The sequence below is a fragment of the Microbacterium murale genome, from assembly GCF_030815955.1.
GTDB lineage: Bacteria > Actinomycetota > Actinomycetes > Actinomycetales > Microbacteriaceae > Microbacterium > Microbacterium murale_A.
Window position 1 is genome coordinate 3,711,696 of record NZ_JAUSXK010000001.1, and the last position, 22,168, is coordinate 3,733,863.

At 65.9% G+C, this 22,168-nt stretch carries 21 protein-coding genes and 1 tRNA gene; 15 read left to right on the forward strand and 7 right to left on the reverse strand.

The genetic code is table 11. The features are described 5' to 3' along the window. Positions 1 to 24: 24 nt before the first annotated feature. The gene (locus tag QFZ46_RS17935) at positions 25 to 894 is read left to right on the forward strand and encodes a TrmH family RNA methyltransferase (protein WP_307363660.1); all 870 of its coding nucleotides are present in this window, start codon (positions 25 to 27) and stop codon (positions 892 to 894) included. On the opposite strand, the gene QFZ46_RS17940 is transcribed toward QFZ46_RS17935, so the two are convergent. Further along, positions 827 to 1,669: an SGNH/GDSL hydrolase family protein gene (locus QFZ46_RS17940; RefSeq protein WP_307363662.1), complete on the reverse strand. Its 843-nt coding sequence runs from the start codon at positions 1,667 to 1,669 to the stop codon at positions 827 to 829. The genes QFZ46_RS17935 and QFZ46_RS17940 overlap by 68 nt on opposite strands. Positions 1,670 to 1,805: 136 nt before the next feature. Here QFZ46_RS17940 and QFZ46_RS17945 point away from each other — a divergent pair, with 136 nt between their 5' ends. From QFZ46_RS17945 to QFZ46_RS17955, 3 genes are all read left to right on the forward strand, one after another. Next, positions 1,806 to 3,548, forward strand: a complete 1,743-nt coding sequence (locus QFZ46_RS17945; protein ID WP_307363664.1) for a DEAD/DEAH box helicase — start codon at positions 1,806 to 1,808, stop codon at positions 3,546 to 3,548. A 148-nt stretch (positions 3,549 to 3,696) separates the two neighbouring features. Next, positions 3,697 to 4,797, forward strand: a complete 1,101-nt coding sequence (locus QFZ46_RS17950) for a VIT1/CCC1 transporter family protein (protein ID WP_307363666.1) — start codon at positions 3,697 to 3,699, stop codon at positions 4,795 to 4,797. A 30-nt stretch (positions 4,798 to 4,827) separates the two neighbouring features. Then, positions 4,828 to 6,129 carry an MFS transporter gene (locus QFZ46_RS17955; protein WP_307363668.1) on the forward strand — a complete coding sequence of 434 codons (1,302 nt, stop codon included), beginning with the start codon at positions 4,828 to 4,830 and terminating at the stop codon, positions 6,127 to 6,129. A 73-nt stretch (positions 6,130 to 6,202) separates the two neighbouring features. On the opposite strand, the gene QFZ46_RS17960 is transcribed toward QFZ46_RS17955, so the two are convergent. Continuing rightward, positions 6,203 to 6,285, reverse strand: a tRNA-Leu gene (locus tag QFZ46_RS17960). 118 nt (positions 6,286 to 6,403) lie between these two features. Here QFZ46_RS17960 and QFZ46_RS17965 point away from each other — a divergent pair. Both QFZ46_RS17965 and QFZ46_RS17970 read left to right on the forward strand, forming a co-directional pair. Then, a complete protein-coding gene (locus QFZ46_RS17965; RefSeq protein ID WP_307363670.1) occupies positions 6,404 to 7,699 on the forward strand; it encodes a M20/M25/M40 family metallo-hydrolase in 1,296 nt (431 codons plus the stop codon). A gap of 28 nt (positions 7,700 to 7,727) precedes the next feature. Beyond that, positions 7,728 to 8,555 carry an undecaprenyl-diphosphate phosphatase gene (locus QFZ46_RS17970; protein ID WP_307363672.1) on the forward strand — a complete coding sequence of 276 codons (828 nt, stop codon included), beginning with the start codon at positions 7,728 to 7,730 and terminating at the stop codon, positions 8,553 to 8,555. A gap of 27 nt (positions 8,556 to 8,582) precedes the next feature. On the opposite strand, the gene QFZ46_RS17975 is transcribed toward QFZ46_RS17970, so the two are convergent. Continuing rightward, positions 8,583 to 9,437: a PAC2 family protein gene (locus tag QFZ46_RS17975; RefSeq protein ID WP_307363674.1), complete on the reverse strand. Its 855-nt coding sequence runs from the start codon at positions 9,435 to 9,437 to the stop codon at positions 8,583 to 8,585. 90 nt (positions 9,438 to 9,527) lie between these two features. On the opposite strand from QFZ46_RS17975, the gene QFZ46_RS17980 reads away from it, so the two are divergent. From QFZ46_RS17980 to lnt, 9 genes are all read left to right on the forward strand, one after another. After that, a complete protein-coding gene (locus tag QFZ46_RS17980) occupies positions 9,528 to 10,217 on the forward strand; it encodes an HAD family hydrolase (protein WP_307363676.1) in 690 nt (229 codons plus the stop codon). Beyond that, the gene (locus QFZ46_RS17985; protein ID WP_307363678.1) at positions 10,214 to 11,230 is read left to right on the forward strand and encodes a tRNA (adenine-N1)-methyltransferase; all 1,017 of its coding nucleotides are present in this window, start codon (positions 10,214 to 10,216) and stop codon (positions 11,228 to 11,230) included. The genes QFZ46_RS17980 and QFZ46_RS17985 overlap by 4 nt, the downstream gene beginning before the upstream one ends. 10 nt (positions 11,231 to 11,240) lie before the next feature. Then, a complete protein-coding gene (locus QFZ46_RS17990) occupies positions 11,241 to 12,215 on the forward strand; it encodes an FKBP-type peptidyl-prolyl cis-trans isomerase (protein ID WP_307363680.1) in 975 nt (324 codons plus the stop codon). After that, positions 12,215 to 13,234 carry a helix-turn-helix transcriptional regulator gene (locus QFZ46_RS17995; RefSeq protein ID WP_307363683.1) on the forward strand — a complete coding sequence of 340 codons (1,020 nt, stop codon included), beginning with the start codon at positions 12,215 to 12,217 and terminating at the stop codon, positions 13,232 to 13,234. Before QFZ46_RS17990 ends, QFZ46_RS17995 begins: the two co-directional genes overlap by 1 nt. Next, the gene (locus QFZ46_RS18000) at positions 13,234 to 14,205 is read left to right on the forward strand and encodes a helix-turn-helix transcriptional regulator (protein ID WP_307363685.1); all 972 of its coding nucleotides are present in this window, start codon (positions 13,234 to 13,236) and stop codon (positions 14,203 to 14,205) included. Before QFZ46_RS17995 ends, QFZ46_RS18000 begins: the two co-directional genes overlap by 1 nt. 49 nt (positions 14,206 to 14,254) lie before the next feature. After that, entirely contained in the window at positions 14,255 to 14,515 is a 261-nt protein-coding gene (gene tatA, locus QFZ46_RS18005) for a Sec-independent protein translocase subunit TatA (protein WP_307363688.1), read from the forward strand. A 62-nt stretch (positions 14,516 to 14,577) separates the two neighbouring features. Continuing rightward, a complete protein-coding gene (gene tatC / locus QFZ46_RS18010; protein ID WP_307364662.1) occupies positions 14,578 to 15,339 on the forward strand; it encodes a twin-arginine translocase subunit TatC in 762 nt (253 codons plus the stop codon). Next, entirely contained in the window at positions 15,336 to 17,810 is a 2,475-nt protein-coding gene (locus QFZ46_RS18015; protein ID WP_307363690.1) for a DEAD/DEAH box helicase, read from the forward strand. Before tatC ends, QFZ46_RS18015 begins: the two co-directional genes overlap by 4 nt. Positions 17,811 to 17,821: 11 nt before the next feature. Continuing rightward, positions 17,822 to 19,390 carry an apolipoprotein N-acyltransferase gene (lnt, locus tag QFZ46_RS18020; protein WP_307363692.1) on the forward strand — a complete coding sequence of 523 codons (1,569 nt, stop codon included), beginning with the start codon at positions 17,822 to 17,824 and terminating at the stop codon, positions 19,388 to 19,390. Here lnt and QFZ46_RS18025 read toward each other — a convergent pair. The 4 genes from QFZ46_RS18025 to QFZ46_RS18040 all read right to left on the reverse strand — a co-directional run bounded on the left by QFZ46_RS18025 (position 19,387) and on the right by QFZ46_RS18040 (position 22,089). Further along, positions 19,387 to 19,770, reverse strand: a complete 384-nt coding sequence (locus QFZ46_RS18025; RefSeq protein ID WP_307363694.1) for an RNA polymerase-binding protein RbpA — start codon at positions 19,768 to 19,770, stop codon at positions 19,387 to 19,389. The two genes, lnt and QFZ46_RS18025, sit on opposite strands and share 4 nt — an antisense overlap. Positions 19,771 to 19,883: 113 nt before the next feature. Further along, entirely contained in the window at positions 19,884 to 20,678 is a 795-nt protein-coding gene (locus QFZ46_RS18030) for a glycerophosphodiester phosphodiesterase family protein (protein WP_307363696.1), read from the reverse strand. Further along, positions 20,675 to 21,607 carry an SPFH domain-containing protein gene (locus QFZ46_RS18035; protein ID WP_188436643.1) on the reverse strand — a complete coding sequence of 311 codons (933 nt, stop codon included), beginning with the start codon at positions 21,605 to 21,607 and terminating at the stop codon, positions 20,675 to 20,677. Before QFZ46_RS18035 ends, QFZ46_RS18030 begins: the two co-directional genes overlap by 4 nt. A gap of 8 nt (positions 21,608 to 21,615) precedes the next feature. Next, the gene (locus QFZ46_RS18040; RefSeq protein ID WP_307363699.1) at positions 21,616 to 22,089 is read right to left on the reverse strand and encodes an NfeD family protein; all 474 of its coding nucleotides are present in this window, start codon (positions 22,087 to 22,089) and stop codon (positions 21,616 to 21,618) included. Positions 22,090 to 22,168: the final 79 nt, after the last annotated feature.

Here is a 22,168-nt window from a genome sequence, read left to right on the forward strand (position 1 = left end):
ACGAGCGATGGCAGAGTGGTCGACATGCCACTCGAGTACATCGCCGACAGCGAGGATCCGCGCCTTGCCGACTATCGAAACCTCACCGACACCGCCCTTCGCCGTGTGAAGGAACCACGGGAGGGGCTGTACATCGCCGAATCCGTGAAAGTCATCCGACGTGCGATCGATGCCGGACACCTGCCGCGCTCGGTGCTCACGCAGCGCAGATGGGTCGAGCAGGTCGAAGAGATGGTCGGCGAGGATGATGTGCCGGTCTATGTCGTCCCCGACGACGTCGCCGAACAGCTCACAGGCTACGCCGTGCACCGTGGCGCGCTGGCGTCGATGCACAGGCCTGCGCTGCCGACCGTGTCAGAGGTTCTCCGTGATGCGCGGCTCGTTCTGGTGCTGGAGGACTTGATCGAGCACACCAATGTCGGCGCGGCGTTCCGCGCGGCCGCCGGTCTCGGCGCGGATGCGGTGCTCGTCTCCTCGCGCTGCGCAGACCCGCTCTATCGCCGCAGCGTCAAGGTGAGCATGGGCACCGTTTTCCAAGTGCCGTGGACTCGAGTCGGCGAGTGGCCGGATGCTGTCGCTGACCTTCATGCGGCCGGGTTCGAGGTGGCTGCGCTCGCGTTGACCGACGACGCGGTGCCGCTGTCGCAGTACACCGCCGAGCGCCCGGACAGGGTGGCACTCGTACTGGGCACTGAGGGCGACGGCCTTTCGCGTGTCGCGCTGGAGTCTGCCGACACGGTCGTCACGATCCCGATGCGTGGCGGAGTGGACTCGCTGAACGTCGCCTCTGCTGCGGCAGTGGGCGCTGTGGGCGCTCGCGGACTGACTACTCCGCGTCCCGCCTCTCGTCCTCGGAGTAGACGATCGGTCCCGGTTCCGGGCGCTTCGCGGTGATGAGGTCACCGGACGACTGGTGCCTCAGCCGCCGCAGCACCCACGGCACGAGATGCTCCCGCGCCCAGCCGAGGTCTTCAGAACGCGCCTCACGCCAGGTGCGGGCGGGCCGGGGTTCCGGCTGCATCGCCTGCAGGTCGTTCGGAACGTTGAGGGCGCGCAGCACCATGCGGGCCACCTCGTGGTGTCCGAGTGCGTTGAAATGCAGTCGATCGTCGTCGAAGAAACGGGTGTCCTGCACGGCCTTGAGCGCCCATTGATCCGCGACGATGCAGTCGTGCCGCTCGGCGATCGCACGGACGTTCTCGTTGTAGATCGCGACTTTGCCGCGGAAGGGCCGGAAGACGGGGGTGAACCCCGTGTCGATCCCGGTGAAGAGGACGATCGCGGCCCCGGTCGATGAGAGTCGGGCGACGGCGCCCTCGAGCTGCTCCGCGATCGCGTCCGGATCCGTACCGGGGCGGATGACGTCGTTTCCGCCGGCGCAGATGGAGATGAGATCGGGGCGAAGCGCGACGGCCGGCTCGATCTGGTCGGCGACGATCTGCGCGATGAGCTTGCCGCGCACGGCGAGGTTCGCGTAGGAGAAGCCGTCGACCTGACGGCCGAGCACCTCCGCGACACGGTCGGCCCATCCGCGGTGTCCGTCAGGGACGGCCGGATCCGGATCTCCGATGCCTTCCGTGAACGAATCACCGACGGCGACGAATCGCCGCCAGGGGTGCACGGTCTCGTTAGCGACATACGGCGTTCTGAACGATTCCTCGTCGACCATGAGTACTCCTTCGCTGCGCGTGCGGCCGGAACTATGGCCGCGCAGAGATCGAGCCTACTCGGGCGGCACGGCAGGAGGACAGGTCGAGCGTCGATGCCGCACCGAAGTGTCCCCGGCACCGATTACCCTTGATTCGATGCTCTCTCCGTCCTTTCCTCAGCGCGCCCCGTGGGGAACGGCGGACAAGCTCCGCGCATGGCAGCGCGAGGCACTGGACATCTATTTCCAGCGCGACCAGCGCGACTTCCTCGTCGCGGCGACACCGGGCGCCGGCAAGACGACTTTCGCGCTGACCCTTGCTGTGGAACTGCTCCGCATGGGTGAGGTCAACCGCATCATCGTGGTCGCGCCGACCGAGCATCTCAAGACGCAGTGGGCAGATGCCGCGGCCCGAGTGCACATCCGTCTCGACCCGCGCTTCCGCAACAGCCATTGGGCGCCGTCGCGCCAGTATCACGGCGTCGTCGTCACGTACGCACAGGTCGCCGCGAAGTCATCGGTGCACCGCCACTTGACCGAAGACGCGAAGACGCTCGTCATCCTCGACGAGGTGCATCACGGCGGTGACGCGCTCAGTTGGGGTGACGCGATCCGTGACGCCTACGGCCCGGCCAAGCGGCGGCTCTCCCTTTCCGGCACGCCGTTCCGCAGCGACACCGCGCCGATTCCCTTCGTCACTTACGCGCCCGACGAATCCGGCGGACGGGTGTCGTCCACCGACTACGCCTACGGGTACGGTCGCGCCCTCGCGGACGGCGTCGTGCGTCCGGTGCTGTTCCACATGTACTCGGGAAAGATGCGCTGGCGCACGAGTGCCGGCGACGAGCTCGAGGCTCATCTCGGGCAGGACAACACCAAGGACGTCAACTCGCAGGCGTGGCGGACAGCGCTCGACCCAGAGGGCGAGTGGATGCCGGCAGTGCTGTCGGCTGCGGATCGACGACTCACAGAGATCCGCCATCACGTCCCTGATGCCGGTGGCCTTGTGATCGCGACCGACCAGACAGTCGCCCGTGCCTACGCGAAGATCCTGCACAGCCTCACGGGTCAGCGCCCGACGATCGTGCTCTCCGACGAGGCCGCCTCGTCGGAGCGCATCGAGAAGTTCAGCGCCGATACCAGCCGCTGGATGGTGGCAGTGCGCATGGTGTCGGAAGGCGTGGATGTCCCGCGGCTCGCGGTGGGCGTCTATGCGACGTCGTCATCGACACCGTTGTTCTTCGCACAGGCCATCGGACGCTTCGTGCGTGCCAGGCGCCGTGGTGAGGCCGCGAGTGTCTTCCTGCCGAACGTGCCGGTGCTCATGGGCCTCGCGAACGACCTGGAGAAGCAGCGCGACCACGCTTTGGATCGCCAGACCAAGGATGACGACGGGCTCGACGACTCGCTGCTGGAGAGCGCGAACCGTGAAGAAGAGACATCCGACGCCTTGACGCAGGAGTTCAGTTACCAGGCGATCTCGTCGCTCGCGCACTTCGACCGGGTCGTCTTCGAGGGGCAGGAGTTCGGTCAACTGGCCGAGCCAGGCACGCCGGAGGAAGAAGAGTTCATCGGCATCCCCGGACTCCTCGAACCTGAGCACGTGCACGAGCTGCTCATGCAGCGTCAGACACGTCAGTCGAAGCTGCGCGAGGTACGCGAGGCGGAAGCGGGGCCCGAAGCCGTCACGACGCTCCCGGCTCCATTGCACCGCACGATGCGCGAACAGCGGCAACTGCTGAACAGCCTGGTCGGACTCTATGCCCGACAGGCCGGCGAGCCACATGGCGCCGTGCACGCTGAGCTGCGCCGAATCTGCGGAGGACCGGCAGTCGCCCAGGCGACCGTGACGCAGTTGCAGGCCCGCATCGAGGTGCTGCGCAAGCGGGTGCGGAAATAGTTTCTGCTCGCCGATTCCGCCGAAGGTTCGGCCCAGCGGACTGGGACTCCTTCGGAAGCCCGAAATGCTGGCAATCCCCGCTTTCCGGGGAATCAAGCTCCAACGGCTGGATACCGTTGTTGCAGCCCGTTCACCCATTGGAGGATTCATGACAGCGCCTGCTGCCGCCGAGCCGACCGCTGCCGATCGTCGCCGCTGGGCACGATACCTCGTCGAAGAGCGGGCAGAGGGGACGGTATATCAGAAGCTCGCTGCCCGGAAGACGGGGGAGGAGCGGGAGATCCTGCGGAGTCTCGCTGACGCCGAACGTCGTCACGAGCAGCACTGGTTGGATCTTCTCGGGGGCGAGCCTGTCAGGCTCCCCAAGGCGGGCATCCGTTCGCGAATGCTTGCGTGGATGGCGGGGCGCTTCGGATCCATATTCGTGCTCGTGCTCGCCCAGAGCGCGGAGGCACGTTCGCCCTACGACACCGAGCAGTATGCGACACCTGCAATGCGCGCCGATGAGAAGGTTCATCATGAGGTCGTGCGCGGACTTGCGGCGCGTGGCCGACGGCGTCTGTCGGGCTCTTTCCGTGCCGCCGTGTTCGGCGCGAACGACGGCCTCGTCAGCAACCTCGCACTTGTATTGGGCATCGGCGCGACGGGCGTGAGCTCGAGCTTCGTCCTGTTCAGCGGTATCGCCGGTCTTCTCGCCGGTGCATTGTCGATGGGTGCGGGGGAGTTCGTCTCCGTGCGGTCGCAGCGCGAACTGCTTGCATCGACCGAGGCGAACGACGATGCTGCGCACTCGGCCGGAGACCTCGACATCGACGTGAATGAACTGGCGCTGGTGTACCGGGCACGAGGTATCGATGAGGGCGAGGCCCTCGCGAGGTCGCGCCGCATCATCACGGCCGCGCAGGAGGGCGTACGACGCGCGGCCACGGCTCCGGTGCGCACAGGTGCCGCAGGCGGCGACCACGACATCGTGGGCAGCGACTGGACTGCAGCGATCTCGAGCTTCCTTCTCTTCGCGTCCGGCGCGATCATCCCGGTGCTCCCGTGGATCTTCGGGCTTCAGGGGCTCACGGCTGTCGTCGTGGCTCTGCTCCTCGTCGGCCTCTCGCTGCTCGCCACCGGGGCGATGGTGGGTGTCCTGTCCGGGGGGCCGCCGCTTCGCAGGGCGTTGCGGCAGTTGGCGATCGGATTCGGTGCCGCTGCGATCACCTACTTGCTCGGTCTTGTGTTCGGAGTCGGCGCGGTCTGATCGACGCACCGCCACCCATACACTGGGCGAGTGCGCGACGTGGCTGCTCGACCCGGTTCCGGCGACGGCGATCGTCCGCGCGAAGTGCTTCGTGTCCGCGCCTTCGCACTGTTCTGGAGTGCGACGACCATCCGCGCGTTCGGCGGTTCGATCGCAGGCGTGGCGTTCCAGATCCTCATCGTCACGGTTATCACGGCCTCACCGTTCGAGATCGGTGTACTCAGCGCTCTGAGCGTCGTGCCTTACCTCTTCCTCGGTCTGATCGTCGGGGCCCTGATGGATCGGTGGAAGCGCCAGCGAACGCTGATGGTCACGAGTATCGGCCGCGCGGTCGTTCTCGGCATCGTCCCGATACTCCTGCTGCTCGATGCGCTCGACTTCTGGTCGCTTGCCGCCGTGATCCTGCTGCTCGGCATCCTGACCCTCTTCGCAGATTCCGCCGCTCAGCCGCTCCTTCCGCATATCGTCCCCCGCAGCTCACTCGTGATGGCCAATGCGAGGCTCGGCCAGAGCGAGACCGTAGCCGGCACCGCCGGCCCTGCGCTCGGCGGCGCGCTGCTCAATCTCGTCGGTGCGCCGATCCTGTTCGCATTCGATGCTGCGATCAACGCCGTGTCGGCAGTGCTCCAGTCGCGGATCGAAGTCGACGAAGCCGTACCGTCGCCTCGTGCGCACGGACGCCACATCGGCCACGACATCGTCGAGGGGATGCGCTTCACCTATCGGCACCGGACACTCCGGCCACTCGCGCTCTCGGTGCACATATGGTTCCTCGGGAACAGCATCGTGGCGACGGTGTTCGCCGTCTTCGTCTTGCGGGAGCTGAATCTCGAGCCATGGGCTTTCGGCCTCGCTCTGGCCTTCGGCGGGTTCGGGGGCTTTCTCGGAGCGCTGCTCGCCCCGGCTCTCGGCAGGCGGCTGGGCGCGGGGCGGGCGATTCTGCTGGGCCGCATGCTCGTCATCGTTCCCTGGGCGGCGATGGCGGTCGCTCCGATATCAGCCTCGAGCGATCTCGCTCTGCTGCTGCCCCTGATCTCCGCGGCGCAGTTCGTCTACGGTCTCGCGATGGGCATCGAGGACGCGAACGACATCGGGTATCGGCAGGCCGTGGCTCCTGATGCGATACAAGGGAGGATGAATTCGACCATCCGCACCATGAACAGGGTGATCTTCTTCTTCGGCGCACTGCTCGCCGGCTCGCTCGCGACCTTCTTCGGATATCCGCTGACTCTCGGCGTCGCTGCGATCATTTTCACCGCTGCCGCGTCCGTGGTCGGATTCTCTTCGCTGAGAAGTGCGCGTCACGATGACCTCGAAGGCCTCGAGTCCTGATCACGAGTCAGAGGGGTAAACAAAAGGCTCCGGAAGAACCTGGTCGAACCAGGAATCTTCCGGAGCTGCTCTGTGCGCGGAGGGGGACTTGAACCCCCACGCCCTTACGGGCACTACGACCTCAACGTAGCGCGTCTACCATTCCGCCACCCGCGCAGGTGATGAAAAGTCGTTGCCGACCGAAGAGAAACATTACCAGATGACGCCGGTGCCTTCGAACCGGGGAGCCTCCCGGGCGTGCCGGGAGTCCGGGTCGGTTCGATAGCCTGAGGGCATGTCTGACGCCGAACTGCCCGAGGTCGTACGAGTCGCCCGCGACCTGATCCGGATCGACACCTCGAATTTCGGCGGCGGCAACGCAAGGGGAGAGCGTGAGGCCGCGGAGTACGTCGGAGCCTTCCTGGAGAGCCTCGGGCTCACCCCTGAGTACTACGAGCCCATTCCGCGCCGCACGAACGTGATGGCGCGTGTGCGGGGGCGCGATTCGAGCAAGCCGGCACTCGTCGTGCACGGTCACCTCGATGTCGTCCCGGCGATGGCCGAGGACTGGAGTGTCGATCCGTTCGCCGGTGAAGTGCGGGACGGGATGCTGTGGGGCCGCGGCGCGGTCGACATGAAGAACATGGACGCGATGATCCTCACCTCCGTCGCCGATATCCTGCGCGCGGGGGAGCAGCCCGAGCGCGATCTCGTGCTCGTGTTCTTCGCGGATGAGGAGAACGGCGGTGTCGAAGGTTCGGCGCTCGTCGTGAAGGAGCGGCCCCAGTGGTTCGCCGGTGCGACCGAGGCGATCAGCGAGGTGGGCGGCTATTCCATCACCGTCGACGACCGCCGTGCGTATCTGCTGCAGGTGGGGGAGAAGGCCCTGATCTGGATCCGGCTCGTCGCCAAGGGGCGGGCGGGGCACGGCAGCCGCCTTCACGACGACAATGCTGTCGTGAAGCTCGCCGAGGCCGTTGCGGCGATCGGTCGAACCCGCTGGCCGATCCGGCTGACGCCGACGACCGAGGCGCTTCTGGAGGGGCTCAGCGATCTCACCGGACGGCCCGTCGACGACCCGGATGCTCTCGCTGCAGCATCCGGTCCTGCTGAGGCGTTCCTGCGCTCGACTTTCCGCACGACGACCAATCCCACGGCGCTCACCGCCGGCTACAAGCACAACGTGATCCCGGAGCGCGCAGAGGCGCTGATCGACGTGCGTGTGCTGCCTGGGACGGAGGATGACGTTCTCGCCGAGCTGCAGCAGCTCGTCGGGGAAGAGATCATCATCGAGACGGTCGTACGCGACATCGGCATGGAGACGCCGTTCGAGGGCCCGCTGGTCGAGGCCATGGTGCGCAGTCTCGGTCGACACGACCCCGGAGTGCCGGTGATCCCGTATCTGCTCGGGGCCGGAACCGACAACAAAGCGCTCTTCACGCTCGGCATCGCCGGTTACGGCTTCGCACCGCTTCGCCTGCCGGCGGATCTCGACTTCACCGGGATGTTCCACGGTGTCGACGAGCGTGTCCCCATAGAATCGCTTGTCTTCGGTCAGCAGGTTCTGGCCGATCTCCTGCGCACGTACTGACGCGCTCCTCTGAACCAGAAGGCCCTCCATGCACTTGCTCGAAGCGCTGTTCCTCGGCGTCATCCAGGGACTCACTGAGTTTCTCCCGATCTCCTCCAGCGCGCACCTGCGCATCGTCGGGACGTTCACCGGCTCGGGTGAGGATCCCGGCGCCGCATTCACCGCGATAACGCAGATCGGCACGGAAGCGGCCGTCGTGGTCTTCTTCTGGCGCGACATCGTGCGCATCATCGGCCACTGGTTCCGCTCGCTGATCGGGAAGCTGCCGCGCAATGATCCCGACGCCAAGATGGGGTGGCTGATCATCATCGGCAGCATCCCGATCGTCATTCTCGGGCTGCTGTTCCAAGACCAGATCGAGACGGTGCTGCGGTCGATGTGGGTCGTGGCGATCATGCTGATCCTCTTCGGAATCCTGCTCGGGGTCGCCGACTACGTCGGCGCGAAGCGTCGCAAGCTCGACCAGATCACCTATCCGCACGGCATCCTCTACGGGTTCGCGCAGGCGCTGGCGCTGATCCCCGGAGTGTCGCGTTCCGGCGGCACCATCACGATGGGACTGTTCCTCGGTTATGAGCGGGCAGCAGCGGCGCGCTATGCGTTCCTTCTTGCCATCCCGGCGGTGTTCGGCAGCGGCTTCTTCCAGTTGTTCAAGAGCTGGGACGCGCCGGACCAGTACTTCTCGATGGGGGAGACCCTGGCGGCGACCGGAATCGCGTTCGTGGTGGCGCTCGGCGTGATCGCATTCTTCATGAACTGGATCTCGAAGCACAGCTTCCTGCCGTTCGTGATCTACCGCATCCTGCTCGGGGCGACGCTGCTGATCCTGCTGGGCACCGGAGTGATCGCGGGCTGATCCCACGGCACGGCGACGGTCGCGGCCTCAGCGCTTATGGTCGCCGGGGCCGTCGCCTCGGCGACGAAGGTAACGCTCGAACGCCTGCGCGATCGCGTCGCCTGAAGCCTCGGGGGAGTCCCAGGTGTCTCGGGTCCGTTCGAGCTGGTGGATGTACTCGGTCATCTCTTCGTCATCCGCAGCCGCTGCGTCGATCGATGCCTCCCAGGTGGCGGCATCCGTCCGGAGTCGTTCACGCGGCATGTCGATGCCGGTCAGCTCCTCCAGACGATCAAGCAGAGCGAGAGTCGCCTTGGGGGACGGTGCGGCGGATGCCACGTAATGCGGCACGCTCGCCCAGAGATTGGCGGTGGGGATGCCTGCGCGCTCGGCGAAGTGCTCGATCACGCTGAGGATGCCGACGGGGCCCTCGTACAGCGAGCGCTCGAGGCCCAGGGATTCACGGACCTGCTCGTTGGCACTCGACGCGAAGATCGAGATCGGTCGGGTGTGCGGCACATCGGAGAGCATCGCGCCGAGAGTGATGAACCCGGTGACATCGTCGCGCAGAGCGATGTCGATGAACTCGTTGGCGAACGCCTGCCACGTGCGGGCGGGTTCCACGCCGGTGAGCAGCCAGAACTCCGGGGACCCGTCGACCGATGCAGCGGTCGGACGCCACAGTGCCGCTTCCGGCCAGCGCAGGTCGCGGTGCCCGGTCGCGTCCATCTTGCTCGACGGGCGGGTGTACTGGTAGTCGAAGTACAGCTCGGGGTCGACGGTGTGCACGAGTTCGTACTCGGTACTCTCGCGCAGCATCTCGATCGCGCCGCTCGCCGCCTCGCCGGCGTCGTTCCAGCCATCGAACGCGACGACGACTATGCGGTTTCCCAGTGCATCCATCGAGTTCTCCTCCCATCCCGAACGCAGGTATCCCTCCAGGCTAGTCCGCGCTCGACGGGTGCGGGACATCGGCCGGGCTAGCATGGAGCGGTGAGTCAAAAGCCCCGCGCGGTCCTCTGGGACATGGATGGAACACTGGTCGACACCGAACCGTACTGGATGGCGGCGGAGACGGCGCTGGTGCAGTCCTTCGGGGGAACGTGGACGCACGAGCAGGCACTGCAGCTCGTCGGGAACGGTCTTCTCGACAGCGCGATGCTGCTGAGGGCCGCGGGCGTCGACATGGAACCGGATGCGATCGTCGACAGGCTCACGGACGATGTGCGCACCTCACTGGCCACGCAGGGTGTGTCGTTCCGTCCCGGAGCGAAAGCGCTGCTGAGGGATCTTCAGGCCAACGGCATCCGCACCGCGCTGGTGACGATGTCGCTGCGACGCATGGCTCTCAGCGTCGTCGAGCTCATCGAATTCGACGCGTTCGAGCACATCGTCGCCGGCGATGACGTCGAACTGCCGAAGCCGCATCCGGAACCGTATCTGAACGCGGCCGGGCTGCTCGACATCGACATCCTCGACGCCGTCGTGATCGAAGACTCCCACACAGGCGTGCGCGCCGGCGTGGCATCCGGTGCTGTGACGCTCGGCGTTCCGCACATGGTGTCTCTCGATGGGGTGGGGGCGCACGCGCTCTGGCCCACCCTCGAGAACCGCACCGCTCAGGACATCATCGATCTGTACGCCTCTGCGAAGTCCGAGCAGACGGAAGGAGCGCTGCGATGAGTGTCGCATCCGCGCGTCAGAGCGGCCCGTTCCGTGACGGCGACCGCGTACAGCTCACCGGTCCCAAGAACCGACTGCACACGGTCACGCTCAGTGCAGACGGTGAGCTGCACACGCACCATGGCGTGCTCAGACACCGTGATCTGATCGGCCTGCCCGACGGCTCGGTCGTCGTCAACAGTTCCGGTCATGAGTACTTGGCGCTTCGCCCCCTGCTGCGCGATTTCGCGATGTCGATGCCACGTGGTGCGGCGATCGTGTATCCGAAGGACGCTGCCCAGATCGTGATGCAGGCAGACATCTTCCCTGGCGCGACGGTGGTCGAAGCCGGCGTCGGTTCCGGCGCGCTCTCGCTATCGCTGCTGCGCGCCGTCGGGACGACCGGGACCCTCGTGTCGTTCGAGCGACGCGACGACTTCGCGGAAGTCGCGAGGGCCAATGTCGAGACGTTCTTCGGAGAATCTCCGGATACCTGGCGTGTCGTTGTGGGAGACCTGCTCGAAGCGCTGCCGGCAGAGGTCCCGGCCGGGACCGTCGATCGTGTCGTCCTCGACATGCTGGCGCCGTGGGAGGTCATGGACGTCGTAGCCGACGCCCTGACACCCGGTGGTGTCGTGCTCTGCTATGTCGCGACGGCCACGCAGCTGTCGAGAGTCGCCGAGTTCATCCGCGGCACCGGCCTGTTCACCGACCCCGACGCGTCCGAGACGATGGTTCGCGGCTGGCACGTCGAAGGCCTCGCCGTGCGCCCTGATCACCGCATGGTCGCCCACACCGGGTTCCTCCTCACCGCCCGCCGGCTGGCCCCGGGAACGATCGCGCCTGAGGTCAAGCGTCGCGCGTCGAAGTCCAGCTACGGCGACGACGATGTCGAGCTGTGGACGCCAGGGGCGGTAGGTGATCGTGAGATCACAGACAAGAACCTGCGTAAACGTGTCAGAGAGGCCACCAAAGCTGCGGATGGATCGCGTCGAGCTGCCGCTTCGCGCGATTCCGAGCACCGTTCGCAATAGACTGGAACGCGTGCGTAAAACGTCTGCCGCTCTGGCCACACTCAGTCTCGCCCTCGTCGCCCTGACGGGGTGCACTGCGGCACCCGCATTCGGCGGCGCCGCGTGCGATCGTGCAGCGGCCACCAGCGAGATCGATGACATCGCGACGATCACCGGCGAGGTCGGCAACAAGCCGGATGTCGAGCTGTTCACGCCGGTCGGAGCCGAGAAGAGTTCCTTCAGCGACGTCGTCGTCGGCACGGGGCCGGCGCTCACGAGCCCCACGCAGAGCACCGTGCTCGAATTCGCCCTCTACTCGGGAAAGACCGGTGAACCTGTCGCCGGCACCGCGTTCGATGAGGAGAAGGCGCAGCTCGTCAGCATCGACTACTGGTCGCAGCGGGTGCCCGCGTTCGGCGAGGCGCTGGAATGCGCCACGGAAGGAAGCCGGGTGCTTTCGGTGATCTCTGCCGAAGACTTCGGCGCACAGAACCTGGCGAGCTTCGAACTCGAGGAAGACGAGCCCGTCGTCGCCGTGTTCGATGTGGTCAAGGTCTTCCCGTCGAAGGCTGACGGCGCCCCGCAGTACAACGACGCTGCCGGCATGCCGACCGTGGTCCGCGCGGCGGATGGCCGCCCTGGCATCATCGTCCCCGACAGCGCTGCTCCGAAGGATCTCGTCGTGCAGACCCTCATCAAGGGCGATGGCGAGAAGGTCGCGGATGACGACACCGTGCTCGTCAATTACACGGGTGTGACCTGGGCGGACAAGACCGTCTTCGACTCGTCCTGGGACCGCGGCGCCGCGGCGTTCGATCTCACCGCGCTGATTCCCGGCATGACACAGGGCCTGACGGGCCAGACCGTCGGTTCGCAGGTGCTCATCGTGGTTCCGCCGGAGCTCGGATACGGAGAAGCGGGCAGCGGTGCTGTCCCCGCGAATTCCACCCTTGTCTTCGTCGTCGACATCCTCGGCATCGATCCGCCTGCGGCTCCCGCACAGTGATGGCTGCCCGGATCCCGCCCGAAGAACGTCAGACGAATCTCGTCGTGGCGTTGATGGCCACGGAGATCGGGCTCACGAAACAGCAGATCCTCGATAACATCTCCGGATATCGGCAACGCGCCGATGCGGGGACGCGCGCGGACGCACTCGAGAAGATGTTCGAGCGGGACAAGGACGACCTGCGCACACTCGGCGTCCCGATCGAGACGATCGGCGACCCAGGAGACGCGAACGACCTCCGAGAAGCCAGATATCGAATCCCGAAAGCCGAGTACGACCTGCCGGAGGACATCGAATTCAGCGCGGCTGAGCTCGCAGTCCTGACACTGGCGGGCAGCGTCTGGAGCGCGGAGTCATCATCCGCAGACGCACAGGCCGGGGTGCGCAAGATCCGCGCCCTTGGCATCGACGGCGACGAGCCGATCATCGGCTTCGCGCCGCGCATCACTGTACGCGAGAGCAGTTTCGCGCCGTTGCAGAGCGCGATCGAGGACTGCCGCATCGTCGCATTCGATTATCTGAAGCCGGGGGAGGAGTCGCCGCGCCGTCGGCGAGTCGAGCCCCTCGCGCTGTTGGATTACGGGGCGCGCTGGCATGTCTACGGGATCGACCTCGATGCGGATGACGAGCGCACCTTCCTGCTCAGCCGCATCGTCGGCGACGTCGTCGTGACCAAGCAGACCTTCGATGCCGGGCTGCGCGAAGGAGCGGGCGATCGCGCACTCGCCGGGCTCGAGGCAGTCGCCGCTCGCAACTCCGCGTTGCTCGAGATCACTCCGGGCACTGAGGCGGCGCTACGACTCGGCCGCCGTTCGACCCCGCAGGTGCAGGGATTCAGCGTTCCGTTCGTCGACGTGCACATCTTCGCCGACGAGCTCGCCTCCTACGGTCCCGAGGTCCGCGTCGTGGAGCCGGCCGCGTTGAAGGACGCCGTGATCGCTCGACTCGAAGCAACGGTCGCAGCCCATGCCGAGCCGGCCCGTTCCGACTCTGATCGAAGCGACGGAGGGGAGCACTGATGGCGGAGAAGTCGAAACCGGTCCTCGCGTCAGATCGTGTTCGGGCATATCTCACACTGGTGCCGTATCTCCTCGAGCGCGGGCAGGTCTCGCTCGAGGAGGCCGCCGGCGAGTTCGGCGTCACGATCGCCGAGATGCGCGGAATGGTGGAGAAGCTCACGGTCATCGGGTTGCCCGGTGACGGCGGATACTGGCAGCAGCCGCACGAGATGTTCGACATCAACTGGGATCTCCTCGATGAAGAGGACATCATCGAGATCACCAACGACGTCGGGCTTCGCCGAGTGCCGCGATTCACCGCACGAGAGGCCGCTGCGCTCCTTGCCGGCCTGCAGGTGGTCGCGGCTGTGCCTGCGGTGTCGAATTCGGGCCTGGTCGCCGGGCTGCTCGCCAAGCTCTCCAGGGCGGCGGCCAATGCACCGGCTGATGTCGTCATCGCGCCGATCGCGGTCGACGCGGTGCGCGATGTCGTCGCAAGTGCGCTGAGCCGCGGAGTCGCCGTTTCGTTTCGCTATCAGGCGCCGGATGCCGCCGCCACGACCCGCACGGTCGACCCGGTGCAGGTCCTGATCACCGGCGGACAGTGGTATCTGCAGGGCTGGTGCCATCTTCGCGAGGCGATGCGCACGTTCCACCTCGATCGTGTCAGCGAGCCCGAGCTCACCGACATCCCGATCACACACGCCGACGACCTGGTGCCGGACGCATTCGGCACGGTCGGAGACGACGACGAGGTCACCGTGCGGCTGCCAGAGCGCCTGGTTCCATTGCTGGGCGACTACGTACGAGCAGGCAACGCAGAACTCCGTGACGGGTTCGTCACGGTGCGCATACCGATTTCTGACCCGCGAGGTATCAAACGCGTCGCCGGTCGCTTCGGCGGAAGTCTCGAAGTGCGCCACCCCGAAGTCGCTCGCGCGGCGACACGGGAGTGGGCAGGGGACGGACTCGCGCTTTACCGTCACCCTTAACGCTCATCCGCAGGTAGACTGCACAAAGACTCGATCCCTGGAGGGAACCATGGCTGGATTGACCGGTTGGCATCTGCTCGTACTCGTGCTCGTCATCCTGTTGCTGTTCGGAGCTGCGAAGCTCCCAGCGCTGGCAAAGAGCATGGGACAGTCCGCGCGGCTCTTCAAGGGCGAGATGAAGGCGATGAAGGACGACGACGGTAAAACCGACGGAAAGTCCGACCAGGCTTCGGTCGACGTCGCGAACTCGTCTGCGGCACCAGACAAGGGCGCTTCTGCACCCAGGTCTGACAGCGGCACCACTACCTGACGACTGTGACCGCGATCGACAAGCAGTCGGCCGCGAGTGACAAACCACGCAATGAACGCCGCATGTCGCTCGGCGGCCACCTCGTGGAGTTGCGCCGACGGCTGATGATCTCCGCGGCGGCACTCGTCGTCGCCATGATCCTGGGGTTCTTCCTCTCTGACCCTGTGATCGCCTTCATCACTGAGCCGGTGCAGAAGATCGCAGAGGCCCGCGGCGACGACCTCGTCGGCCTGACGTTCTCGTCCGTGACCTCGCCATTCGATCTCAGGATGCGAATCGCGTTCTCTCTCGGTATCTTCCTCGCGGCGCCCGTGTGGCTGTGGCAGATCTGGGCGTTCATCATGCCCGGCCTCACCCGCAAGGAGATCAAGTACACGGTCGGTTTCGTCGCATCCGCCGTTCCGCTCTTCTTCGTCGGTTGCTACGTCGGCGCACTCGTCGTGCCGCACGTGATCGAGCTCATGGCCACGTTCACGCCCGAAGGTGCGAACAACCTCTTCGAGGCGAAGCAGTTCTACGACTTCAGTCTGAAGCTCATGCTCGTCGTCGGTGTCTCTTTCGTGCTGCCGGTGTTCCTGGTCGCGCTGAACGTCGCCGGCGTCATGTCGGGACGAGCGATCCTGAAGGGGTGGCGTGTCGCGATCCTCATCGCCACCGTGTTCGCCGCTCTCGCGACGCCTGCTGCCGATGTCGTCAGCATGCTGATGCTCGCCGGAATCCTCGTGGTGCTGTTCTTCGCCGCTGCAGGTCTGTCCGTTCTGTTCGACCGTCGCAAGAGCAAGCGCGCAAAGGCTGAGGGCCTGCTCCCGGACGTCGAGGTATGACCTCGCCTGCCGAGCGATACGCCGCCGCCCGCGATGCGGCATCCCATCCCGAGACTGCGGCATTCGCCGGACGACAGGACTTCGACCTGGATCCGTTCCAGATCGAAGGCTGTCACGCGCTCGAACGGGGTCATAGCGTGCTGGTGGCAGCTCCGACCGGTGCGGGCAAGACCATCGTCGGCGAGTTCGCGATCCATCTCGCGATGCAGACACCGAACGACAAGGCGTTCTACACGACACCGATGAAAGCGCTGTCGAACCAGAAATTCCGCGAGCTCGTCGAGGTGTACGGGGCGGACCAGGTCGGTCTGCTCACGGGCGACACGAACATCAACGGCAACGCGCGCATCGTCGTGATGACGACCGAGGTGCTGCGGAACATGATCTACGCGGATTCGGCAGCTCTGGCAGATCTGCGCTACGTCATCATGGACGAGGTGCATTACCTGGCTGACCGCTTCCGCGGCGCCGTCTGGGAAGAGGTCATCATCCACCTGCCGTCGCAGGTGCGTCTGGTCTCGCTCAGCGCAACGGTGTCCAATGCCGAGGAGTTCGGAGACTGGCTCGACACTGTGCGCGGAGACACCGAGGTCATCGTGTCGGAGATCCGCCCGGTGCCCCTCGAGCAGCACGTGCTGGTGCGCGATGACCTGCTGCCGTTGTTCGACGATCGGGCCGGGGTCGCCACGGCGACGGTCAACCAGGAACTGATGCGCATCCGATCGTTCACCGGCTCGCGCTACGACAGCAACAAACGGGCGCAGTCGTACATCAGCGGCAAGCACGCAGGCCGTCAGAGCCCCCGCCCGCAGCGGGGCGGACGCCGTCCGGTGCGCGCAGCGAACACGCAGCGCATCGAACGAATGGACCGGCCGGAAGTCATCCGGCTGCTGGAGCGCACCAATCTGCTCCCGGCGATCTTCTTCATATTCAGCAGGGTCGGCTGTGACGCCGCTGTCCAGCAGGTTCGTCGTTCCGGCCTGCGGCTGACGACGGCGGAAGAGCGCACCGAGATCCGGGAACTCGTCGAGGAGCGCACGCGATCTCTGCAGGATGAGGACCTGGGGGTGCTCGGCTACTTCGAATGGGTCGAGAACCTCGAGCGGGGAATCGCCTCGCATCACGCAGGCCTCCTCCCGGCCTTCAAAGAGGTTGTGGAAGAGCTCTATCGCCGAAAACTCGTCAAGGTCGTCTTCGCCACCGAGACGCTCGCGCTCGGCATCAACATGCCGGCCCGCACCGTGGTGCTGGAGAAGATGGAGAAGTTCAACGGTGAAGCGCGCGTCGCCATCACCTCGGGGGAGTACACTCAGCTCACGGGGCGTGCGGGTCGTCGGGGGATCGACGTCGAGGGGCACGCCGTCGTGCAGTGGACCGAGGGAATGGATCCCCAGGCCGTCGCCGCTCTCGCTTCGCGGCGCACATACCCGCTGAACTCCAGCTTCCGGCCCACGTACAACATGGCGGTCAACCTGATCGACATGTTCGGGCGGCCCCGTGCACGCCAGATCCTCGAGTCGTCGTTCGCTCAGTTCCAGGCCGACCGTGCAGTCGTGGGGCTCGCCCGCCAGGTGCGGGAAGCGGAGGAGTCCCTCGCCGGCTACGTGTCTGCGATGCAGTGCGAGCACGGTGACTTTCTCGAGTACGCCGGAATCCGCCGCGAACTCAGTGACCTGGAGAAGAAGAACCGACAGGACGCGCACGCGCCACGCGCAGCACGAGACAAGCGTATGAAGCGCATCCAGTCGCTGCGCACCAAGATGCAGCGTCACGGTTGCCACAACTGCCCGGAACGCGAGATGCACGCGCGTTGGGCTGAGCGCTACTGGAAGCTGAAGCGCCAGACCGACCGCACCCGTGCGCAGATCGAGACCCGCACCGGCACCGTTGCACGCGTCTTCGACCGCGTGGTCGAGGTACTCGCCGCGCTGGACTATGTCACCGGCACGGGCGACGGCACGGCTCTCACCGACGCCGGACGAACCATGCGGCGCATATACGGCGAGCGGGATCTGCTGGTCGCCGAGTCGTTGCGTCAGGGACTCTGGAAGGGCTTGGATGCACCGTCGCTCGCGGCGATGGCGTGCTGCCTGGTGTACGAGCCTCGTCGAGACGAGGCGAACTCCGGCGAGCCCGGATTGCCGCGCGGTGCGTTCCGCGGAGCGTATGAGAAGACCACGGCGCTGTGGTCTGAACTCGACGACCTCGAGCAGGATCATCATCTGCCCGGCTCTGAGCCGCTCGCGGCCGGACTCGCGGGCGCGATGCACTCCTGGGCGCGCGGCGCCCTGCTCGATCGTGTGCTCGTCGATGCCGACATGGCGGCGGGCGATTTCGTCCGCTGGGCGAAGCAGACGATCGATCTGCTCGATCAGCTGTCGATCGTCGCAGAGGACATGGAAGTCGCCCGCACGGCACGCCAGGCGCTGGACGGCGTCCGGCGCGGCATCGTCTCATATTCGTCGATGTGAGAATGAAGCGGATGCCATCGCTCACTGCCGACCGCGCACGTCGGCCCCGTCTTGTTCCGCAGCGTTCTCCACTGCAACCTCCGATCCTGCCGTTGTGGCTTGCAGTGGTCGTCGCCGCGATCGCGGGGTTCTTCATGAATCTGGCGTACCCAGGCGCCGGCATCTGGCCGCTGGCATTCGTCGCCGTCGCCCTGCTGATCCTCACCCTGATCGGCCGCAGAGCAGGCGGAGCGCTGCTGGTCGGATTGGTGTACGGCGCGGTGTTCTTCTTCCTCCTGGTCTCGTGGACTTCGCGGTATCTCGGTGTCATTCCCTGGGCGGCGCTCGCCCTGCTCGAAGCGGCCCTGACTGCCGTGGCGGTGATCCCCATCGCCCTGGCGTACCGTTGGCTTCCCCGCGCCTTCCCTGGGGTCGTGGGACGCCTTGTGGGCCTTCCTGCGGTCGTCGCAGCACTGTGGGTGGGTAGAGAACTCCTCCTCGGTTCCTGGCCGTACACGGGCTTTCCCTGGGCTCGCCTGGGCATGACGCAGTCGCAGAGTCCATTGGGCACGCTGGCGTCATGGGTGGGGGTCAGCGGACTGAGCTTTCTGATCGTGTTCGCGGTGGCGATGCTGGTCGAGTCGGTACGCATGCGGCTATGGCGCCGTCCGGTCGCCTTGGTCGTTCCCGCGGGAGTGGTCCTGGTGCTGCTGGTCGTGCCCGCCTTCCCGACGACTCCCGCCGGCACTATGCGGATCGGTGCGGTGCAGGGCAACGGTCCCACCGGTTACTTCGACGAGCGAGAGCCGTACTCGGTGATCCAGGCGCAGACGGATGCCACGGAGCCGCTGTTCGATGAAGAAATGGACCTGCTGGTGTGGCCTGAGGGCGGCCTCGACTACGACCCGTTCCAGGACGCCTCGATGGCACGTCGGATGACGATGATCACCACACGCGTCGGCGCGCCGCTGCTCGCCGACGCGGCGACGCAGCGCGGAGACGAGTACTTCAACACGTCGATGCTCTGGACCCAGGACGGCACCGCCGAGCAGACGCATGACAAGCGATATCCGGTGCCGTTCGGTGAGTACGTCCCCGACCGGGACTTCTACAACGCGATCGTCCCCGACCTCATCGGGCTGATCGGACGCGAGTACTCGCACGGCACCAATGCGCCGCTCGTCGAGGTCGATGGCATCCCGGTGGGACTCGCGATCTGCTTCGACGTGATCTACGACGATGTCATCGCCGAAGGCATGCATGGCGGTGCTCAGGTGCTCGTGTTCCAGACCAACAACGCGGACTTCCGCGGCACAGACGAGAACCTGCAGCAACTCGCGTTCGCGCGCATGCGCGCCATCGAGACGGGGCGAAGCGTCGTCAACGTCTCCACGGTGGGCACGAGCCAGATGATCCGACCTGATGGCACGACGATCGCGTCCTTGGACGCAGATGAGGCCGGTGCGCTGCTCGAGGATGTCGAGTTGCGCACCGGCCTCACGGCTGGTGTCGTCCTGGGCCCCTGGGTGCAGCAGCTGCTGTTGTGGGGCGGACTTGGCGCGCTCCTGTTCGGGTGGTGGCGCGCCGGTCGTCGGCTCTAGGCGCCGATCTTCTCTCGGGTGGGGTCTTCACCGGCACCGCGGCGGGCGCGGATGAAGGCAAGGCGCTCTTCGAGGAGCTCTTCCAACTCGGCGCGGGAACGGCGCTCAAGCAGCATGTCCCAGTGGGTGCGTGCAACTTTCTCATCGGTGGCATCCGGGGTGATGGTCTTGCCATCGACCCGGAGTACGGCTTCAGCACCGCATGCGCGGCACTCCCACTTCTGGGGCGGCTCGGCGTCGGCCGAGAACATCAGTGTGGTCACGTGCTCGCACGTGTCGCACTTGTAGGTGGTCTCGCGGCGTTCCATGAAAACGACGCCCTCTTCGCTCTGTAGGCTCTGGGCGCCGAGTCGGATGCCGCGCAGGCTGCGATCTGCCATTTTGTGGTCCTCTCGTCGCTGTCAGGTATAGCGCTCCAGCCTGTGCGCCCGCTCAACGCAGGCGGAATCTCGGCGCTATTCACAGCCGAATCCCAGCCCGTCGTGCAAACGGGTCAGGACAGCGTGTTCAGGGCGATGTCGGCGCGGTCCGTGACGACTCCGTCGACGCCCTGGCCGATGAGGCGACGCATCTCGTCGGGATCGTTCACTGTCCAGACGTGCACCTCGACGCCGTTGCGGTGCGCCGCGCGCAGAAGCGAACGCGTGAGCACGGGAAACGGGCCGTACCGCTCCGGTATCTGGAGTGCATCGATCCCTCGCAGCACGTGTGCGCAGGGGAGCCGCAGAGCGCTGAGGATCCGCATTCGCGCCATGCTGCCTCTGCCCGCCGAAGTCGCGGGACGGATCTCGGCTCCTGCGGACAGCACGGCGCTGACCGTGCGTCGGCGACGGGCATCGGAGAAGCTCGTCAGGAGTACTCGATGGGCGTGCGGGGCGATGATCGAGCCCAGGGGAGCGGTCGCGGCATCCGCCTTCACGTCGATGTTGAAGCGCGTCTCCGGGAACATATCGAGCATCTCACCGACCGTGAGCAGCCCGCCATGCGGGGCGAGGAGCTCTGCAAGCTCGCGCGTGCCCACTTCATCGACGGCGCGGTCATCGGACAACAGGCGTGTCAGGGTCTCGTCGTGGAAGAGCACGACGTCCCCGTCCGCCGTGACCCGGCAATCCGTCTCGATGTACTCCGCCCCTGCAGCATGAGCTGCGGCGAAAGCGGCGGCGGTGTTCTCCCACACGTCGCCCGGTCGCCCAGCATCGGACAGCGAGCCCCCGCCCGGCGCGGTCGGAAGACCGCGGTGGGCGAGGACTCGGGGATGCCGTGACTTGAGGAAGTACGGGTGCGTCACGCGCCGGGAGTGCCCGCGGGAGGCTGGCCGGTGCCGGGGCGCGGAGTGAACGCGCTTCCGATGCCTTTGAGAGCTTCGGTGAGCTCGCTCGGGATGATCCAGAGTTTGCTGGACTCGCTGTCTGCGATCTTCGGAAGCATCTGAAGGTACTGGTACGCGAGCAGCTTGTCGTCCGGCGCACCCTGGTGGATCGACGCGAAGACGTTCTGGATCGCCTCGGCCTCACCCTGTGCACGAAGGACAGCGGCCTGCTTGTCGCCCTCGGCGCGAAGGATCTCCGCCTGACGAGCACCCTCCGCCTCGAGGATCGCAGACTGCTTGGTGCCCTCGGCGGTCAGGATCGCGGCGCGACGATCACGCTCGGCGCGCATCTGCTTCTCCATCGAGTCCTGGATCGACAGGGGCGGGTCGATGGCCTTCAGCTCGACGCGTCCGACGCGGATGCCCCATTTACCGGTGGCTTCGTCGAGCACGACGCGCAGCTGACCGTTGATGTTGTCGCGGCTGGTGAGGGCTTCCTCGAGGTTGAGCCCACCGACGACGTTGCGCAGCGTGGTGGTCGTGAGCTGCTCGACGGCGCCGAGGTAGTTCGCGATCTCGTACGTCGCAGCGCGGGCATCTGTGACCTGGAAATACACGACCGTGTCGATCGAGACGACAAGGTTGTCCTCGGTGATCACCGGCTGCGGCGGAAACGACACGACCTGCTCGCGCATGTCGATGAGCGGACGAAGCCGGTCTATGAACGGCACCAGGATGTTCAGGCCGGGCATGAGCGTCTTGTGGTAGCGGCCGAGTCGTTCCACCACACCGGCCGTGGCCTGGGGGATGATCCGGATCGAGCGCGCGACTGTGACCACCACAAAGATGATGACGGCTATTGCGAGGATCCAGCCGATCGCGGTCGGGATGAACGAGGAGTCGTTCACGGTTTCTCCTAGTCGTTGACGGGACGGACGATGGCGGTCGCACCGTTGATCGCAGAAATCGCGACGGAAGCTCCCTGGGGAATGGGGACGGCGGTTTCGCTCCGGGCGGTCCAGGTGTCGCCGTTGCTCACCTTGATCTGTCCGGAGACCCGCGTGATATCTGCCAGTGCGGTCGCACGCAGCCCGATGAGGGCTTCGACGTTCGATTTCGTCGGATCCTCGCTGCGGTGCAGACGCCTGAGCAATGGCGGACGGATGACGAGGATGAACAGTGCAGCGGCTGCTGCGGCGACGATGAGCTGCGCCCACACCGGCAGGCCGAACACGCCGGTGAGGAGCCCGACAGCGCTGCCCAGCGCGAGCATGAGGAACGTGAAGTCGAGGGTCAGCATCTCGATCACGAGGAACACCGCGATCAGCACGAGCCAGCCGATCCATGCCCATTCAGTGACCAGTTCGATGAAGACGGATACGTCGTCCATAGGCCCTCCCTTTGCCGTCAACCTACCACGGTGCCGGGACACGAATCGGGCACGGAAAAGGCATTGATAAGGTGAGGGA

Excerpts from the sequence above, each read along its gene's own strand:
- QFZ46_RS18040 (WP_307363699.1), bottom strand. The coding sequence starts at position 22,089 with ATGGACGACGTATCCGTCTTCATCGAACTGGTCACTGAATGGGCATGG.
- tatA (WP_307363688.1), top strand. The coding sequence starts at position 14,255 with ATGGCTGGATTGACCGGTTGGCATCTGCTCGTACTCGTGCTCGTCATC.
- QFZ46_RS17950 (WP_307363666.1), top strand. The coding sequence starts at position 3,697 with ATGACAGCGCCTGCTGCCGCCGAGCCGACCGCTGCCGATCGTCGCCGC.
- QFZ46_RS18025 (WP_307363694.1), bottom strand. The coding sequence starts at position 19,770 with ATGGCAGATCGCAGCCTGCGCGGCATCCGACTCGGCGCCCAGAGCCTA.
- lnt (WP_307363692.1), top strand. The coding sequence starts at position 17,822 with ATGCCATCGCTCACTGCCGACCGCGCACGTCGGCCCCGTCTTGTTCCG.
- QFZ46_RS17975 (WP_307363674.1), bottom strand. The coding sequence starts at position 9,437 with ATGGATGCACTGGGAAACCGCATAGTCGTCGTCGCGTTCGATGGCTGG.
- tatC (WP_307364662.1), top strand. The coding sequence starts at position 14,578 with ATGTCGCTCGGCGGCCACCTCGTGGAGTTGCGCCGACGGCTGATGATC.
- QFZ46_RS17970 (WP_307363672.1), top strand. The coding sequence starts at position 7,728 with ATGCACTTGCTCGAAGCGCTGTTCCTCGGCGTCATCCAGGGACTCACT.
- QFZ46_RS17940 (WP_307363662.1), bottom strand. The coding sequence starts at position 1,669 with ATGGTCGACGAGGAATCGTTCAGAACGCCGTATGTCGCTAACGAGACC.
- QFZ46_RS17965 (WP_307363670.1), top strand. The coding sequence starts at position 6,404 with ATGTCTGACGCCGAACTGCCCGAGGTCGTACGAGTCGCCCGCGACCTG.
- QFZ46_RS17945 (WP_307363664.1), top strand. The coding sequence starts at position 1,806 with ATGCTCTCTCCGTCCTTTCCTCAGCGCGCCCCGTGGGGAACGGCGGAC.
- QFZ46_RS17935 (WP_307363660.1), top strand. The coding sequence starts at position 25 with ATGCCACTCGAGTACATCGCCGACAGCGAGGATCCGCGCCTTGCCGAC.
- QFZ46_RS18015 (WP_307363690.1), top strand. The coding sequence starts at position 15,336 with ATGACCTCGCCTGCCGAGCGATACGCCGCCGCCCGCGATGCGGCATCC.
- QFZ46_RS17995 (WP_307363683.1), top strand. The coding sequence starts at position 12,215 with ATGGCTGCCCGGATCCCGCCCGAAGAACGTCAGACGAATCTCGTCGTG.
- QFZ46_RS18000 (WP_307363685.1), top strand. The coding sequence starts at position 13,234 with ATGGCGGAGAAGTCGAAACCGGTCCTCGCGTCAGATCGTGTTCGGGCA.
- QFZ46_RS17985 (WP_307363678.1), top strand. The coding sequence starts at position 10,214 with ATGAGTGTCGCATCCGCGCGTCAGAGCGGCCCGTTCCGTGACGGCGAC.